Source organism: Oculatella sp. FACHB-28, from assembly GCF_014696015.1.
Classification (GTDB): Bacteria; Cyanobacteriota; Cyanobacteriia; order Elainellales; family Elainellaceae; genus JAAUTN01.
This window is the reverse complement of the sequence record NZ_JACJPJ010000090.1, coordinates 1-17,566: the sequence shown is the minus strand read 5'-3', so window position 1 is coordinate 17,566 and position 17,566 is coordinate 1. Positions and strand designations below refer to the sequence as shown.

Genomic DNA, 17,566 nt, shown 5'->3' with positions numbered 1-17,566 from the left:
ATTCTTTGAGGACGCATATCTTGAAACGTGCCCCGCGTATGCAGGATACGTTCCAAGATATGCATCTTCATGTAGAAACGGTATTAATAGCTCTGGTTTTCTAAATCTCTTCGTTCCAAAGTCGCTCTAATTGATATTGCCAGGCTGCTAATATTTGTTCTCGTTGGGTTGCACTTTGGTCAATTTCTCCCATTACGCCTTCCTGATAAAACCGATCTAGCGTTTGCAAGGTCGTCTCCAAGGATTGCCCTTGAAGTTTGGCTGCTTGAACAATCTGACGAATTTGCGTTTCGGCAAGTCGATTAAAACTGGCTGATAGTCCTTGTTGTTGCAGTGTCAACAAGCGGGCGATCGCAGCCTTAAAATCTTCTGACGTTAAGCTCGCTCGACTGTGTTGAAATACTCCCCAAAGTACGTTCTGGTGAAGGGCGTAACGCGTCTCCTGAGTTTCGTCAAAGTTGGCTTCGAGCAATTGCTCCAGGTAGGGAAGCGCTTCTTGAGCCGGGGCAATCGAGACAAGCGATCGCAGCCAGGATTGATCCTCGGACAGTAAAACCAGCAGGCGGACATTGTCTAACTGTACCTGCCAAGATTCAGGTTCAGAGATTTCAACTGCATGACCAAATAGCGCTTTTAGAGTATCGGTGATTTCTTGAGAAGTCATTTATCTTAATTTTTATCCTGCACTTTCATCTTATAAAGAGCACGGGTAGACGGGTTAAACCGCCAGAAGGAGGACTTGATCCCTGCTCCCCTGGATTAGCCTCAACCATAGTGGTCAAAATGGTCTGCTGCGTGAATCGTTGCACAGTTCCAAAACTGCATTCATGCAGGAGCATGAATGCAGGAGCCCAAACAAAAAGCAAAGGGTGAGAGGTAATCCCTCCCACCCTCTGTTGTCATATATGGCTAAATAAACCTATACCAGCCATTCCTGAACGGCTTCCGCTTTGGTGTTCGTGTTGCGCTCTGGAGTCTCACGAGTAAACTTCATGTGAACTGAGCGGGTCTGCTCACCGTCAGCAGCGACTGCCATAATTGGGTAGTCAATCAGCCCATCCTGGAAAGACATTTGGAAACGGAAAGTGCCATCGGGGTTGAGCTTCATGGGGCGACCACCAATGGTAACGGTTGCATCAGGCTCCGTTGCACCGTAGACGATAAGCTCCGCATCAGCAACCAACCAGAACTGGCGTGGGCGAATTGGAGGAGCCGAAGCAGAGAAGCCTACACCGGACATACCCACGCCAGACATATTCAACCCTGATGTAGTCGGAACAGCCCACATGCCAACACCCGACGGGAAGACGTAAGAGCTAATCGCCTGCTCAGGCACCTGCTGCATTGAGCCAAATAGCGATCCGGCAACTCGTTGAGCTTCGGCAGACTCAGCCATGCCAAAAATCTCATCGTAAATTGCGTTGCCATTAGTCATTATCCCTGCTGCTGCTGCTGCTGCTGTTGCTGCCTGCTTGCTGGGAGGAGCAAGCTCGACGAATTGTTTGCCGCGCAGTTCCTCTTCCCAGGATACGCTGATGAACTGGTCGTCAATCCAGTCGGAGGGATAAACGGGAGGAATTCGCACGGGTGCAGAACGAGCCAGAATGAGCCAACGGCCGTCACCTGCAATGTAGCCAATCTCAGCAACGTAGTCGCGATCGCTTACAGGGATGGGCAAATACCACTCCCGTGCCAGTTCATCACACTCGTACTGCTGCAGGCTGTGGGGTCTCTGGTAGTCCAGGTTGACATCGGTTACGTCATAAAAGCGTAATGCCAACCGATATCCACCCTGCCGACGTAGCTCCTCTTTGTGGCTACTGGGCACATCCCAATAGGTGTAAGCCCACTGGGGATCACGAGGCATCAGCACAATCCGGCTTTCGCCATAACCCTCTGGAAGATCAGCAAGTCCTTCATCTACGACTGCCAGCGAACCACCTGTGCGATCGGTCTGCCCTACGTCAAACTTTGCTGCTTCCACTTCTTCTTGTGCCTCCAAAATGCGGGGTGAACTTGGGGGATATTTAGCTTTTTGCGCTTCTTGAATTGAGGTCAACAACTGCTCTTTACGCATTCGACTGTAGCGAGATATGCCATATTCGCTAGCAATCTTGCGAAGTTGCCTTAGCGTCATTTCCTCTAGTGGTAGGCGTTCATTTGCCATGATTCGATCTCCGGTAGTTTCTATATCGGGTTGATTTGACCCTGAGTTATCCGTTCTGGCGGTGAACCACCTCGTAGCCTTATGAATTCATAGACAACCGGATGTCAGGACTTTAAGTCTCAATAGGATAAGACAGGATTTTCTTCGGGATCAGGGGATCAGCCGTTAGGTTTATCTTGCAGAAAAATAATCAGGAGATCAAGGGGGGGCGATCGCCTGATTCTGGCTTGATCCACGGTTTTATCAGCCTGCACGGGATCAAAATGTCAGAATTTCATAACATTTACTCAAACGGGGGCTCGTAGACGGGATCAAAAAATGTCATAAGAAATTGACTTTTGCTGTAAAGCTCCTCCAATAGCAAGGGGATCACTGCTGATGCAGAAGTTGTGCAGAGAACCATTCCCTGCTGTAAGCTGCTCTAAAGCACATCAATCAACATCTGAATCTTTGAGTGAGAAGGCACAGCAAGGTAAGAACTCGGCTCCACCTAGGCATCGCATGATTAGTAGCGTTTTGTCCCCGGCGGTGCGCTTGTGGTTGCGATCGCAAGTCGAGCAGGTAGACCAGCTAGAGGTTGAAATTGAGGGGGGCGATCGCCAACTGCTCACCGGGCACATTCCTCAAGTCTCAATTTCGGCTCAAGGCGTAATTTATCAAGGGTTGCACCTTAGCTGCATTGATTTGACGGGAACAGGCATCCGAGTCAATTTGGGTCAAGTCATCAAAGGAAAACCGCTACGGCTTCTGGAAGTTGTGCCCGTTTGGGGGGAACTGTTGATGCGAGAAGCAGAGCTAAATGCCTCCTTGAAAGCTCCACTCCTAGCAAATGCAGTAACCGAATTTTTGGTGAATTTGCTGCGATCCAGTGATGCGGCCGGTTTAGCGGAGGGCGGCGAAGAGCAATCTCTGAATCTGCAAAATCTCAGTATTTTAATTGGCGCAAACCAGCTAACGTTAAGCGCAGACTTAATTTCTGTTAGCGGTGAAACAACGCTTCTGGTAATTCGTACCGGATTGGAGCAAGTCAGCGGACACGAGTTACAGCTTACTCATCCTCAATGGCTACCTCACTTGCAAGCAAAGCGAGGATTGCCCTTAAACGATTTGCATGGCTTCCTAATTGACCTGGGATCAGAAGTGGATATTGAAACGCTAACTTTAGAGTCGGGACAAATTTTTTGTCAGGGCAAAATCAACGTTATTCCTTAGCGAGACATCTACCCCACAGTTCATTCTCAATTGGGCAGCAGAGGCAGCAGCAAAGTCACGAAATAGTAGACCAGTGGAGCCGTAAAAACATAGCTGTCTGCTCGGTCAAGAATGCCACCATGACCGGGGATCAACTGACCTGAGTCCTTCACACCGGCATCTCGCTTCATCATCGATTCGGTTAAGTCGCCCAACAAACTGGCAATACCAATCAGTAAGCCGAGCGCCATGCCCGAGAGCGGCCATCCCGTCCAACCCAAATACCATGCTCCTACAACCGCGACACCAACACTGCCCGCCACCCCAAACACGGCTCCTTCAACTGTCTTTTTAGGGCTGATGTCGGAAAGCCGAGTTTTTCCAAACAGCTTGCCAAAGACATAGGCTCCGATGTCTGCTGCCCAGATGCAGCCAAAGGCCAACAGGGTCGTGGTTAGCCCAATGGGAAGATCGTTTAGGCTTTCGAGTGAGGTGGGAAAGTAGCCACCTAGAGGTAAATTGCTGACTTCAGCGTTACCTAGCGATCGCAACCTAACCCAGTAGCTAGGCAAATAGCCGCCATAGAACAATCCCAAAATTGAAGCAGAGATATCGGCGATCGTGGCAAACTTGGGCTGAAACAGTAGATAGAAACAAATGAAAGTTCCAGCAACGGGCAAAACCGCATCAGCCAGCGTTGTGGGATAGAACGTCGAAATAATCAAGAGTGCCTGACTGACTGCCAAAGTCGTCTTTGCGGCTGGAGCGATCCCCTTAGCCCGGACGAGTTGAAAATATTCCAGCTGCCCCAGGTAGATGATGATGCCAAAACCGAGGGTAAAGTACCATCCCCCCAAAACAATCATCCCCAGAGCGAGGGCGATCGCAACAATAGCACTGAGGACACGAGACAGCGGCATAAGGGTTTTCTAATTAAGACAGTTTAAGGTCTAGCCTGATAAGACTTAACCTAACAACCATGATGAAGAGAAATTCAAAACAGATTCAAGTTAAGCCTGAGAAAACTCGGATTTGTGTTGTAACTCACATCTGAATCCAAGTTCTACAAGGCAAATTATTCCTTCTTATTAAGCCTAGATTAAACTGCTTTTGGCAATCCTTAACCGATTTCTCACTTCTAACTCTTAAACGGAGAGGGGGGGATTCGAACCCCCGTAAGGTTTCCCTTAAACAGATTTCGAGTCTGCCGCATTCAACCGCTCTGCCACCTCTCCAGGTGCATGGTTATTTTGTTGTCCAAGCCTTAACTATATTATCCGGTCTATCGTATTCTCGTCACAATCGATTCTGTAGTTTTGGCAAGTATGGCGATCGCTATAGCTGTTATCAGAATTTCCATCTGCAGCAAGTTGAGCATCAAAGCCACTATTCATTAAGATGAGAACGGATGACAGCATAAGGGCATTCAGAAGCTAAGCCGTCGAGATTCACGTAAGGACTCACTTCACAATGGCAGAAGAAGCTAAATCAAACGCTGGAGAAAACAATTCCGAAGCAAAAACCACTGAACTTCCCGCCGATGGGAAGTCTGAAGCAGCTTTGACCGACGCAGCCGAAAAGCCAGCGGTGTCTGAAACGGCTCAGCGAGAAGAAGTTGCAAACCCTGCTGCGGGCAATGCTCACACTCCTGAAGTGGCAGAAGACAACGCACCCAGCTCAGATGAGCCAGAGGCAACTTCGCTTCCTTCTGCAAACAAGCCCGACGACGACCCAACTGGTCCAGAGCGCAAGCCGACCCCAGAGGATGCGAAAGAGACACCTGCCGGTGAACCTGCTGCTAAAGCGGCTGGGGATAAACCCTCACCTGAAGAGAGAAAAGCCAAAGCAGCAGCAGCAAAGGCAGCTAAAGAAAAAGCCGCAGACGGAGATGGGGACGCAAAACCTGCTAAGGCAAAGAAAGAAAAGCCGCCTGCCTTAGAAGACAAACCTTTTGCTGAGTTTATTAATCAGCACTTTTTGCCGACCCTAAAAGAGAATCTGACCAAGCAAGGGGTTCAAGACCTAGACCTGAAGTTTGAGAAACAGAAGATACCCGTTCCTGGGCTAGATGAAAATCCTGAGTGCTGGCAGGTAATTGGACGCTTACAGAGTGGCAAGCGCCAGTTCAATGTTGGCTTTTTGAAGGAAGATATTCAGGGTTCTAAGGTATTTACCTATTCCGATAATGGCGGCAAGGCCAGTACGCTAGAATCCTTTATGATTGACGAGCGAAGAGTTAATTTGGACTTGTTGGTGCTGTATACAGTGCAGCGACTCAACGCTCAGAAGTGGCTAGTCGGAAATTAAATCTTAGGACTAGATCCGGTGGATTAAGTAAAGACCCCAGCTCCATTGAAAGTTGGGGTCTGTATTTATCGGAGTGGCGATCGCCCCACGTACCCATCTAAAGTTCAACAAAGTCGTAAAGCACAACTCCCGTAGTAGGGTCGTTTTCGATCGCCACATAGCCAGTTTTCGCCATTGCCCGCAGCGTGTTCTCCACGTCGGCAAAGTTGCATTCGGTATCTAGTACAGCTTGGGTCACCGACAGTTTGCCCCCTCTTGCCTCAGCCGCTTTCAGCAATTTGAGCATTAGCTGATCTTGGGTCAACAGCAAAGGTTTGGAATCAGGTGCCGATTGAACCAACGTTTCAATTGTTGGCTGGTAAGGCACCCCCATTGGCGACAAACCCAACTTGATTCTGGCTTTGGTGTTGTGCTCGTCAACCATATTGGGAATCAGAAAAAGATCCACGAGTTGCCCCACGCCAAATAAACCCCACGTACACATCCACAGAACGCCTGTGAAGATCTTTTTGTTATAGAGCCGATGGATTCCTGCTAGTCCAAATAGCCAGATCAGCCACAGCATATAACTGGTGCCCTTGTCATTCATGCTTTCAGCCCAGATAGGTTATCAGTTCCTTCAGTTTTAATGATAGAAACAACCCAATATTTTGTGCCTAATTCCTTGCTTTAGAGTTACAAACTGAATATAGCGGTCCTAAATCAGTTGTAAGACGAGCAGGTGGTGAGCACACCCCTCCGAGGTGTGCTCACCACTCATTTAGAATTGCTATAGCTGTCCTAAATTCTTTGCGAAATTACTGGAAATTCTACCTGGGCTGGAGAGCGATGAAACCAATCTGGAGTTTTCTAATTGCCTGTAGTGGCGCAGCCCTGCTGTGCCCTACAGTGCAGGCAGCCCTTCCTGAGAAGCTTCTGGTTGAGCACCAATCTGCCGGCGCGACCGTCACGCAACTCATCGATCCCATTGAGCTAGAACCGATCGCCGAATCTGCGCTACCTTCAACTGAGGCTCAAGTCGTAGAAGTTCATCCGGTTGAACAACCTGTAAAACAACCTGTAATCAGTGAGCGCGAGTCGGGAATAAGCGATCGCCCATCCCCAGCAAGCAATCCTGAGATTCCAACTAACGAAGATGCCGTAGCAACCGACTCAGAGGCAGAAGTTCCTGAATTAGAGGAGCCAGAGCTAGAGGAAGTTGAATCTGTTGAGGCTGAGCCAAAGCCCGATTTAGAGAATGGTGAAGCTCCTTCACCTACAGGTGAAGACGAGGATGCGATCGCCCCTGATTCCTCTACTGATGCTCCGAATTCACCCACCGAGGCAGAACCTGCAACTACTCTAGCTAACGAAGATCGGCAACAGCTTTTGATCGAAGCCGATCGACTCTATCTGCAAGGGCAGTACGAACAGGCAGAATTTCTTTATCGCAAAGCAAAAGAGCCGTTTATCGCCGAGGCAGCGCGCGATCGCCCCGCTGCAATTTCCGATCCGGCGCTGTTGTCTCCTGCGGGTCAGGTCTATTGGCGAGAAGCTAACGCCGGACGAGAAGCAGAGCTATACACCCGATTGATGGTTCCCCTAGAGCTTTTGGTGGAGGAATACCCCGAGTTTATTCCCGGTCATCTGCTCCACGCCGAAGTCTTAGCTGATCAAGACAAGCCCGAAGAGTCTCTGGCAGTCCTGGAACGAGCAACAACGCTTTATCCAAATGAGCCAGCGTTGATTCAAGCACGAGTTGAAGCGCTGGCAGAAAACGAGCGTTGGCTGGAAGCGTCGATCGCCGCCCGACAATTTGCGCTGCTAAATCCCGATCGTCCAGACGTAGCTGAGTTTCAAACATTAGCCAATCAGCATTTAGAAGAGTTTCAGGATCGGACACGGAGTCGGTTGAGGGGAAATGCGATCGCCAACTTCGTCACGGGGGCAGCCAGCTTCGTTCTCACCGGCAATCTATTTGGACCTCTATCGGCAATTGAAACAACCGTTTTGATGCTGCGCGGCGAGTCTGCGGTAGGTGAAAGCATCGCTAATCAAGCCACACGTCAGCTAGAGCTAGTCGAAGACGAAGCCATCGTTGCTTACGTAAATGAACTGGGACAACGGCTAGCAGAGGTCAGCGGTCGAGATGACTTTGAGTATGAATTTTACGTCGTTCGAGACGAAACGCTAAACGCTTTTGCGCTTCCTGGTGGCAAAGTTTTCGTCAATGCTGGAGCCATTTTAGAAGCCAATTCTGAAGCAGAACTAGCTGGTTTGCTGGCTCATGAACTGTCTCACGCCGTTCTTTCACACGGCTTTCAGCTTGTCACCAGCGGTAACCTGACCGCCAATCTGCTGCAATTCATTCCCTATGGCGGCTATGCCGCAAACTTGGCAGTACTGAGCTACAGCCGCGACATGGAGCGTCAAGCCGATGCCCTTGGCACTCGCATCCTGGCGACTTCGGGCTATGCGGCTGACGGATTACGCAACCTGATGATCACACTGGAAGAAGCAGAAGAAGCAAGCCTGCCGTTTGTCTGGCTCTCTTCTCACCCTGATGCCGACGAACGAATTGAAAATATCGAAACGCAGATTGAACTCAACGGCTACAACCGCTACACCTATGAGGGCGTGGAGCGGCATCAGGCAATGCAGCGACGGGTTGAACAACTGCTCCTAGCACCCGATGAGGCTAAATAAATGAAATTTGTCTTGCCCGACCCTTCAGATTTATTAGAAACCGACAAAACTAAACTGAAAAGCTTAGGAGAAGTCACCTTCTACGAAGAGATGCCTGCAACCGAAGAAGAGGTGATTCAAAGAATCGACGGTGCAGAATTGATTGCCCTGAGCTGGATTGACATCACCGAAAATATCATCAAGAGCAATCCCAACTTAAAGTACATCGTGGTTTTAGCAGTTGGCTATGACCAGATTGATCTTCAAGCCGCGAGCGCAGCAAATATTAAAGTCATCAACTGTCCAACTCACAATGCTCTAGCAGTCGCAGAATATACGATTGGGCTAATCTTTACTGTGACGCGTAGAATCCTGGAAGCAAATTTATTTTTGCGAGAAGGAAGCTGGAGTCAGCAGCGATTTCGTGGGGTAGAGTTGCGGGGCAAAAAACTAGGGCTGATCGGCTATGGAAACAGCGGTCGAGAAGTGGAAAAGCTGGCGATCGCCCTTGGCATGGAAGTTGAGCACGCCACCTCCAAAACTTCTTCAGGCGATCTCGACCAGCTAATTGCAACCTCTGACATTCTCAGCCTGCATCTGCCGTTAACGGAACAGTCCAAACATTTGATTGACGAAAGGCGGCTCAATTTATTGAAGCCATCAGCCTATTTGATCAACACCGCTAGAGGGGCGATCGTCGATCAGCAAGCATTAATTAAAATCTTGAATCAAAAGCGCATCGCTGGAGCTGCCCTCGACGTGTTTGAAGATGAGCCAGTTTCAGGACTGCCAACTAGAGAAATGCTAGAGCTCATCAGACTCGGTAATGTTGTTGCCACGCCTCACATTGCTTACAACAGTGAAGAAATGGCAGCAAGATTGGGAGCAGAATTAATTGCAAATATTCAGGCTTGCATCGAAGGCAAGCCGATTAATGTGGTGAATTAATATCGCCTAACTCTAAATTTGTAGGTTGGGTGAAGCATAGCGGAACCCAACAACTGTGCTTGCCTAAATTGTGTTGGGTTCCGCATTCGCTCCACCCAACCTACGCAATGACGAAGATGATGCAATTCTGAGAGGGCGTAGCATTCGAGCAAAGATTGGGTTGAAAACCACAAATATAGCTGCCGAATGCCACGCCCCTACGAGATATTACACGTCCTAACCTTACTTCAATACTCTACGACTGGGCGTGATTTGCTGTTTCAATCCTTTTTTCGTGAGCGATTTGAGCAAACTTGCCATTTACATGACCGTTGTTATTTCGCGGCTGAATTACTCCATATCCTCCATGATTCCGCTCATAGATCACATTAATCTCGCCTGTTTCTAAGTTGCGGAACATGTAAAAATCGTGGTCTACCAGTTCTAATTGCTCCAACGCTTCATCAAGCGTCATTGGAGGCATTGCAAAGTATTTGGTGCGAACCACTTCACCCGGAAGCTCAGGAGTGCGATCTTTGATTAAATCGGCTTCAACAGGTTGCTCGCTCACTACGTCTGCTGTCTTCACGGGAGCGTGAACTTTTGCTTGCCGTTTCTCCTTATATTTCCGCAGTTGCCGAGCAATTTTGTTTGCAACCAGATCAATGCTGGCGTAAAGGTTTTCGCTGCTTTCTTCGGCTCGAACGACTGTACCGTTTGCGTAAATCGTGACTTCAGCGGTTTGTTTGGGGTTTATCCGAGGGTTGCGGGCTACCGATAAATGCACATCAACTTCAGTGGTTAAACTTTGAAAATGATTGACTGCCTTTTCAATCTTCTGATGTACATACTCATGAATCGAATCGGTGATTTCGATGTTTTTGCCCTGGATAACAAGCTTCATGGAGTCGCCTCCCCTAAGTGTTTAGGTTATGTTTTCACCCTAGCACTTTGTATTCTGGAGAACAGTGTCGTTTAAAATGTTTTGCATCCGTTGATAATTCTTGATTGAATCAGCGTCATTTTTAGTTGAATTTGTGTCAATTCACCCTTGATTTCAAAAATGGACTTGGGTACACTTGCGATCGCTTCATTAACTGATACTCGTTCCCGTCGGTGTTTGCTCTACAAACCGGGACTTGTACCCTACTCAACGGCTTTGTCATGGCAGCGATCGCTTGTAGCAGAGCGACGTAACCAACCTGACCTAGATGACGTACTGCTACTGCTAGAACATCCGCCTGTCTACACGCTGGGTCAAGGCGCTACTCTAGATTTTTTGAAGTTTGACCCAGACACATCAGATATAGAAGTTTGTCGGGTCGAGCGTGGTGGTGAAGTGACTTACCATTGCCCCGGTCAAATCGTTGGCTATCCAGTTTTGAACCTGCGCTACTACCAGCAAGACTTGCACTGGTATCTACGCCAGCTAGAGGAAGTGTTGATTCGGGTACTGGCAGCTTATGGTCTACAGGGTGAACGAGTGCCAGGGTTGACCGGAGTATGGTTGGAAGGATGTAAGGTTGGGGCGATCGGCATTAAAGTAAGCCGTTGGATTACAATGCACGGCTTTGCGCTGAATGTGTGTCCAAACTTGCAAGGGTTTAATCAAATTGTCCCCTGCGGTATTGCCGATAAACCCGTTGGCAGCTTGGCACAGTTTCTTCCTACTGTTGACCTCGATCAGGTTCACCAGCAGGTTGCTACCTCCTTTGCAGAGGTATTCAACGTTCAGTTTCAGGAAATGCGGATGAAAGGACTTGAACCTTCACTTCTTGCGAAACTAGAACCTAAATCTAGCGCGTCTACCAATTCCGCCACATCCGCATGAATCTAGCTTAGATATCTTAGCAAAAGAAAGCCAACGTTGCTGAACCTAAAAGGTGAATTTGGGTATGGCAACAGTTTTACTTCTTTACTTCCATGCTCAGATTGGAATTCTGGGCAGTATCTAGATTAGGAAGACAGGGAGGGCAGAATTACTTTCTTTGGAAAGCTACTAAAAAAGGGAGAGCCGTTAAAACGACTCTCCCTACCATCAGGGTGCATCTACTTAGCGTATTATGGCACTAAAGGGGTGGGGGGTGTCACCCCCTAAAACGAGTTTTTCAGGAAAAGTTTTGTAAAGATCAGAAAAACCCCTGCATGGGGTGAGGGGTTTGACCCCTCATTTTAGATTTTGCCGAAAAAATTCCAGGGATGGTGGTAGTTTCCCTGGAATTTCACTAAATCTTGAGTTTACTTGAGTTTGAACAATCTAACCGTTTAATTTCTGGGTGAGAAGCTGGTTGGTCAGCTTTGGATCAGCTCTTCCACCCGTTTGTTTCATCACCTGACCGACAAAGAAGCCCAGCAGCTTAGTCTTACCGCCCCGATATTTAGCCAGTTCGTCAGGATTGGCAGCGATCACAGCATCAATGGCTGCTTCAAGGGCACCTGTGTCAGAGATTTGGGTTAGCCCTTTGCTTTCTACCAGCTTCTTAGCGGAGCCGCCATTCACCAACAGTTCAGGCAGAATGTCTTTGCCAATTTTGTTGCTGATTGTGTTGCTTTCGATCAGTTCAACCAGTTCTGCCAAGGTTTCGGGCTGGAGGGGAATTTCGCTAATGCTGAGCCGCTTTTCATTCAGGTAGGCGCTGATGTCGCCCATGATCCAATTAGCAGCGAGCTTGGGATTAGCTTTGGCAGCAGTGGCAGCTTCAAAGTATTCGGCGATCGCCCGATCATCCGTCAGCACTCGCGCATCATAGGCAGATAATCCTAACTCGCTCTGATAGCGCTCCCGTTTTTTGGCAGGCAATTCAGGAAGTTGCGATCGCCATTCTTCCAACTGCTCAGCGGTCACCTCAATCGGCCCTAAATCTGGCTCAGGGAAATAGCGGTAGTCGCTTGATCCTTCCTTAATCCTCATGCTGATCGTGCGTTGGGAGCCTTCTTCCCACAGCCGCGTTTCTTGCAAAATCCGTTCGCCAGATTCGATCGCCTCGATTTGCCGCTCGATCTCGTAGTTGATCGCCCGTTCAATCGCGTTGAACGAGTTCATGTTCTTGATTTCGACCTTGGTGCCAAATTCTTCCTGCCCCACGGGACGCACAGAAATATTCACGTCGCAACGCAACGAGCCCTCCTGCATGTTGCCATCGCTCACACCTAGGTAGCGCAAAATTCGCCGCAGTTCTTGAGCATACTCAGCCGCCTCTTGCCCAGAGCGCATATCCGGCTCGGAGACGATTTCGACTAGCGGTACGCCCGTGCGGTTGTAGTCTACGAGGGAATGGGTAGAACCAGAGAGGCGATCGCTGCCGCCATGCACCAGTTTGCCTGCGTCTTCTTCCATGTGCAGGCGCGTGATGCCGATGCGCTTGCGAACTAGAGTGCCATCTTTATCTTCAACATCAACCTCTAACCAACCATGTTCGGCAATCGGCAGGTCATACTGCGAAATTTGGTAGTTTTTGGGCAGATCAGGGTAGAAGTACTGCTTTCGGTCAAATTTGCTGTAGGGCGCGATCTGGCAGTTCAACGCCAAACCCGCTTTGACGGCATATTCCAACACCCTTTGATTGAGCACAGGCAGCACCCCAGGCATTCCCATACAAATCGGACAAACATTGGTGTTAGGAGGCGTGCCAAATTCGGTAGAACAGTTGCAGAAAATTTTCGTGTCAGTTTTGAGTTGACAGTGGGTTTCTAACCCAATAACTGCTTCATATTGGGTCTTAACCGGAGCAGCAGTTGTCATGATTACTTTTTAGCTAGGCAGTGATTGGGTCTATTTTAGCCCGTAAGGGGAAGAGGGAGGGGCTAAAGAGGGACTGGGGGCTAGGGGCTAGGGAAAGAGAAGGCAAGTGACTGAAAAGGAAGGAGAAATGATGCGATGTGCAACTAAATTCCTGGAAGCTCTAGTTTCTTGTGGAGCAGGCATCTTGCCTGCTTGGATTTGAACGGGCAAGATGTCCATCCCACAACCCTAGCCCCTAGTCCCTAACTTAGTTTCAATTTCTGAAAATTTACCGACAGATCTTGTAGGGACAGTTAGGCTATCGATTAACCGCTTGTCCTGCCCTTTACATTCCGTGATCTTATGGCGAAAGAACTGGCAATTCGTACCCGTGGGCTGACCAAACAGTTTGACCGTCAGGTTGCCGTAAATGACATCGATTTAGAAATTGAGGCTGGAGAAGTTTATGGACTAATCGGACCGAATGGCGCAGGGAAAACGACTCTGATTCGGATGTTGGCAACGGCAGAGGAGCCAACGACAGGAGAGATTTTGATTAATGGCGATCGCCTCCTGCGCGATAAAACCAACGCTCACATCAAGCAACGGATTGGTTACCTGCCAGATGACTTCCCGCTTTATGATGACCTGACCGTTTGGGATTATCTAGACTATTTTGCGCGAATGTATAAGCTGCGGCAGCCCCACCGCAATCGTCGTTTGCATGAAGTGCTAAACCTGGTGCAGCTTGCACCAAAGCGAAATAGCCTGATTGCAACCCTGTCACGAGGCATGAAACAGCGCCTTAGCCTGGCCCGCACAATTATCCACGAACCGATTTTGCTCTTGCTGGATGAGCCAGTTTCGGGGCTTGACCCGATCGCCCGGATGCAGTTTCGCGAAATCATCAAAGTGCTGCAAGAGGCGGGGATGACAATCTTGATTTCGTCCCACGTGCTGAGCGACCTGGCAGAACTTTGTACCTCGATCGGGATTATGGAGTTAGGCTATCTGGTAGAAAGTGCGCCCCTGCAAGAACTCTACCGTCGCTTGAGCCGTCAGCAAATTCTCATTTCAACGCTCGGCAAGCTGGATGCACTCCGGCAAAACTTGAGAAGCCATCCCCAGGTGGAGAACGTAGAAGTTTTGCCTGGAACCCAAACCGTCAGAGTGCAATTTTCGGGAGAGCCAAAGGAATCTGCGCTGTTGCTGCGATTGCTCGTCGGCGCAGGCATTCCAATCAATGACTTTCACTGTGTTCGCGAAGATTTAGAAACTATCTTCCTCAAGCTGGGGCATCAACAAGCATCGTGACATCATAAGCGACGAGAATTTTCTGCATTCACCCATGACTTAACGACGATTTAACAACCAGCTCAAGTGTCTATCCCTTATCCTTCATCTCTCATCCTTAACCTATGCGTCTTAATCTGCTAGACCAAATCGGCGACTGGAATCCTCAGCTATTTCGAGAACTTAAGGGTCGGCTCAAGTCTCGCAATGTTTTGATTGCGATCGGGCTGTCGCTGATGGCTCAGTTTCTTTTACTCAACTTTTTCAACAATCAGCTTCCTAATCTCAGTAGGACTTACAGCAAATACTGCACTGAGTATGACCCCGCCAGCTATGGATGTCTCAAACAAGGCGGGGACTATTTAATTGATTGGATGATGTGGTGGAGAGACATCTTCATCGCCTTAAACTGGGGCATCATCCTGGTGTTAATGCTGGCTGGGGTCTATCTGCTAATCAATGACCTCGACCAGGAAGAACGGCGCGGAACGCTGAATTTTATTCGTCTCAGTCCGCAGCGGAGCCGTAGCCTGCTGACAGGCAAACTGTTAGGAGTTCCGGTGTTGCTTTACCTGGCAGTCGGCGCAATTGTGCCACTGCATCTATTTGTGGGAATGCAAGCGGATGTACCGACCGTTTTTACGGCGAGCTATTACCTGATGCTGTTTGCAGGTTGTTATTTCCTGTATAGCGCTGCCCTGCTGGGTGGCTTTATGGGTAAACTGCAAGGCGGAATTGGTGGAATTCAGATTACGACTGGAACGGCTTTTCTGGGCGTATTTCTGACCGCCTTTTTATTCATCCCAAACTACCTTCTCTGGAATGTGTTAACCGTCTGGAGTGGCTTTTCTCAATATGTTATTGGCAGCACGGGAACAAGCTCAGTGCAGTGGTTTTACATTCCGCTGGAGCAGAGTTTGATCCTTTCGCACGGGTTTACTCTGTTTGCCCTGGGCATTGGAAGTTACTGGATTTGGCAAGCGCTAGACCGCTGTTTTCATAGCCCTGGGGCAACCTTGCTGAGCAAGCGACAAAGCTATGGGCTGATGATCAGCTTTCAGGTGTTGATGCTGGGATTCTTTGTACGCGATTGGGGGCAATATGCTTACGATGATTCTGGGTTTTTCATTGCTCAGGTTGCCGTAGTTTCTAGTGCCAATCTGGTGCTGTTTTTGGTGTTGATTGCCATGCTGTCAGCTCACCGTCAAACATTGCTAGATTGGGCACGTTATCGTCACTTTGAGCGAAGCAGCCTGCAAATCGGGTCAGCACAAACCACGACAGGTTCCACTCGGCAACGTTCGTCGATGTGGCAAGACCTGGTCTGGGGTGAAAAGAGTCCGGCTGTGGTGGCGATCGCCATCAACATGCTGATCACGGCGGCAATTCTGCTGCCCTGGATCATCTTCCACCCAGAGGGCGTGGAGAAATGGACGGTTGTGCTTGGGTTGGTCATCAGCCTGAACCTGATTGCTATCTATGCATCGATCGCCCAACTGACCCTGATGATGAAAAATCAACGGCGTGGTTGGTATGCAATGAGTGCAGTTGCACTGGCGATCGGACTACCCCTCCTTGCAGGTGTGATCCTCTACGCCGAGTTCGGTTCAGGTACGGCAACTGCCCTACTGTTGTTCTCACCTATGCACTGGGTTTGCCTGGCTCAAGGTGCGCCTGCCTTTATGCCGCTACTGGCGATTGTGGGGCAGTGGGGGGCGATCGTCTTGCTCAATGCTCAGCTTGCCAAGAATCTGAAGCGGGTAGGTGCGTCAGAGTCCAAACCGCTGCTGGCTGGAGTCAAGTAGTCCACATTCTAAAACTACTGGATTGGGGGTTAGAGGCTTGCACTCTGACCCCCAAGTTTTTATGGCTCAATCAATATTTTTGCTGAGGTTTGGCGTAGGGATTGGATGGTGGCGATCGCCACCTCTGCCGCTCGCTCAATTTCCGCTTCTGTATTGAATCTACCAATGCCAAATCGAATCGAGGCAAAGGCTAATTCCTCGGAGCGTCCTAACGCGGATAGCACATGAGAAGGTTCGAGCTTGACGGCAGAGCAAGCAGACCCTGAAGAGACGGCAATGGTGGACTGCAAACCCAACAGCAGCGCTTGTCCATCTACACCCGCGACGCTGATATTTAGGTTTCCGGGTAAACGTTGGGTGGGATGTCCGTTGAGGTAAATGCCCGGAAGCTCACTCAGGCGCTGCCAGAGGCGATCGCGCAGTTGAATTTGCCGTTGGGATTCTGTCTCCAATTCTGCTAATGCCAACTCTACTGCTTTGGCAAAACCGACAATTTGTGGTGGGTACAGCGTTCCCGATCGCATTCCTCGCTCTTGCCCACCGCCGTGCAGCTGTGCTGCCAGTTGCACTCTCGGTTGACGGCGACGCACATATAGCGCCCCAATTCCCTTCGGTCCGTAGACTTTGTGTGCAGTCAGAGACATCAGGTCAATCTGCATTGTCTCTACGTCGAGGGGAATTTTGGCGATCGCCTGAGCTGCATCCGTATGAAACAATACGCCTCGACTCCGGCACATCGCCCCAATTTCTGCCAAAGGCTGCAACACTCCAATTTCGTTATTTGCTGCCATTACTGACACTAAAATGGTGTCCGGTCGAAAAGCTTGCTCCAGTTCTTTCAGGTCAACCAAACCATCCGGCTGAACAGGTAGAAACGTCACCTCAAAGCCAAGTGACTGCAAATAGCGACAGGGGTCTAGAACCGCGCTGTGTTCAGTCTGTACGGTAATGAGGTGCCGTCCCTGCGAAAAGTAAGCTTCTGCTACGCCCTTGATTGCCAAGTTGTTGGCTTCTGTTGCACCGCTGGTGAAGATGATTTCTTCGGGGGTAGTGGCGATCGCCTCAGCCAAAATTTCTCGTGACTGCTTAACCGCTGCCTCTGCTGCCCAGCCATACAGATGAGTGGTGCTACCAGGGTTACCAAAATGCTCTGTAAAGTAAGGCAACATTGCCTCTAGCACTCGTGGATCAACCGGCGTGGTAGCGTGACAGTCTAAGTAGATGGGGCGTTGCACAATAATTCCTGCGATCGGTTTGTCATCTAATACCGATCTAAACAAATTTCAGGGCAATTGATGACAAGCAGGGTATTTCACGAAACGTCCGATCGACGATTTGTCCGGATCGCAATTCGATATGACAAACACCAGTTGCCTAATAGACTTCCTGCATGAATCAAGAGGCATGTGCCAATTCATAGTTGAGTAAGCCAGCAATCAGGTTCAAGCGCAAGCCAAACCGTTTTCTGCGGTTGCGATAACGTCCTGCAAA

The 17,566-nt window shown here is 49.3% G+C and carries 13 protein-coding genes, 2 tRNA genes and 2 pseudogenes; 7 read left to right on the top strand and 10 right to left on the bottom strand.

The window, feature by feature from the left end; all coding sequences use genetic code 11:
* Positions 1–100 precede the first annotated feature (100 nt).
* On the bottom strand, positions 101–664 hold the full coding sequence (locus tag H6F88_RS23235) for a hypothetical protein (RefSeq protein WP_190645113.1): 564 nt from the start codon (positions 662–664) through the stop codon (positions 101–103).
* A gap of 255 nt (positions 665–919) precedes the next feature.
* Positions 920–2,167 (bottom strand): DUF4912 domain-containing protein, encoded by a 1,248-nt coding sequence (locus tag H6F88_RS23230; RefSeq protein ID WP_190645112.1) that lies wholly within the window; start codon positions 2,165–2,167, stop codon positions 920–922.
* 501 nt (positions 2,168–2,668) lie between these two features.
* Between H6F88_RS23230 and H6F88_RS23225 the strand changes: the two genes are divergently transcribed.
* The gene (locus H6F88_RS23225; protein ID WP_199333764.1) at positions 2,669–3,379 is read left to right on the top strand and encodes a DUF2993 domain-containing protein; all 711 of its coding nucleotides are present in this window, start codon (positions 2,669–2,671) and stop codon (positions 3,377–3,379) included.
* Positions 3,380–3,405: 26 nt separating this feature from the next.
* Here the strand turns inward: H6F88_RS23225 and H6F88_RS23220 are convergent, their stop codons facing one another.
* Positions 3,406–4,278 (bottom strand): phosphatidate cytidylyltransferase, encoded by an 873-nt coding sequence (locus H6F88_RS23220; protein ID WP_190645110.1) that lies wholly within the window; start codon positions 4,276–4,278, stop codon positions 3,406–3,408.
* A 230-nt stretch (positions 4,279–4,508) separates the two neighbouring features.
* Positions 4,509–4,593 (bottom strand) — tRNA-Ser (locus H6F88_RS23215).
* Positions 4,594–4,828: 235 nt separating this feature from the next.
* Here H6F88_RS23215 and H6F88_RS23210 point away from each other — a divergent pair.
* A complete protein-coding gene (locus H6F88_RS23210) occupies positions 4,829–5,665 on the top strand; it encodes a DUF2996 domain-containing protein (RefSeq protein ID WP_190645109.1) in 837 nt (278 codons plus the stop codon).
* A gap of 97 nt (positions 5,666–5,762) precedes the next feature.
* Here H6F88_RS23210 and H6F88_RS23205 read toward each other — a convergent pair whose 3' ends face one another.
* Complete coding sequence (locus H6F88_RS23205; protein WP_190645108.1) at positions 5,763–6,254, bottom strand: NINE protein; 492 nt, start codon at positions 6,252–6,254, stop codon at positions 5,763–5,765.
* 239 nt (positions 6,255–6,493) lie between these two features.
* Between H6F88_RS23205 and H6F88_RS23200 the strand changes: the two genes are divergently transcribed.
* The gene (locus tag H6F88_RS23200; RefSeq protein WP_190645107.1) at positions 6,494–8,350 is read left to right on the top strand and encodes a M48 family metallopeptidase; all 1,857 of its coding nucleotides are present in this window, start codon (positions 6,494–6,496) and stop codon (positions 8,348–8,350) included.
* Complete coding sequence (locus tag H6F88_RS23195) at positions 8,351–9,277, top strand: 2-hydroxyacid dehydrogenase (RefSeq protein WP_190645106.1); 927 nt, start codon at positions 8,351–8,353, stop codon at positions 9,275–9,277. It begins immediately after the preceding gene.
* A gap of 235 nt (positions 9,278–9,512) precedes the next feature.
* Here the strand turns inward: H6F88_RS23195 and raiA are convergent, their stop codons facing one another.
* Complete coding sequence (gene raiA, locus H6F88_RS23190; RefSeq protein ID WP_190645105.1) at positions 9,513–10,160, bottom strand: ribosome-associated translation inhibitor RaiA; 648 nt, start codon at positions 10,158–10,160, stop codon at positions 9,513–9,515.
* A 159-nt stretch (positions 10,161–10,319) separates the two neighbouring features.
* Between raiA and lipB the strand changes: the two are divergent.
* A pseudogene (gene lipB, locus H6F88_RS23185) lies at positions 10,320–10,991 on the top strand (lipoyl(octanoyl) transferase LipB); the annotation flags it as partial.
* 10 nt (positions 10,992–11,001) lie between these two features.
* Here the strand turns inward: lipB and H6F88_RS23180 are convergent.
* Positions 11,002–11,083, bottom strand: a tRNA-Leu gene (locus H6F88_RS23180).
* 430 nt (positions 11,084–11,513) lie between these two features.
* Positions 11,514–12,998 carry an Asp-tRNA(Asn)/Glu-tRNA(Gln) amidotransferase subunit GatB gene (gatB, locus tag H6F88_RS23175; RefSeq protein ID WP_190645104.1) on the bottom strand — a complete coding sequence of 495 codons (1,485 nt, stop codon included), beginning with the start codon at positions 12,996–12,998 and terminating at the stop codon, positions 11,514–11,516.
* Between the two features lie 342 nt (positions 12,999–13,340).
* Between gatB and H6F88_RS23170 the strand changes: the two genes are divergently transcribed.
* Complete coding sequence (locus tag H6F88_RS23170; RefSeq protein WP_190645103.1) at positions 13,341–14,291, top strand: ABC transporter ATP-binding protein; 951 nt, start codon at positions 13,341–13,343, stop codon at positions 14,289–14,291.
* A gap of 104 nt (positions 14,292–14,395) precedes the next feature.
* Positions 14,396–16,075 carry an ABC transporter permease gene (locus H6F88_RS23165; protein WP_190645102.1) on the top strand — a complete coding sequence of 560 codons (1,680 nt, stop codon included), beginning with the start codon at positions 14,396–14,398 and terminating at the stop codon, positions 16,073–16,075.
* Positions 16,076–16,134: 59 nt separating this feature from the next.
* Here the strand turns inward: H6F88_RS23165 and H6F88_RS23160 are convergent, their stop codons facing one another.
* Both H6F88_RS23160 and H6F88_RS23155 read right to left on the bottom strand, forming a co-directional pair.
* A complete protein-coding gene (locus H6F88_RS23160; protein ID WP_190645278.1) occupies positions 16,135–17,313 on the bottom strand; it encodes an IscS subfamily cysteine desulfurase in 1,179 nt (392 codons plus the stop codon).
* A gap of 157 nt (positions 17,314–17,470) precedes the next feature.
* A pseudogene (locus H6F88_RS23155) lies at positions 17,471–17,566 on the bottom strand (IS5/IS1182 family transposase); the annotation flags it as partial.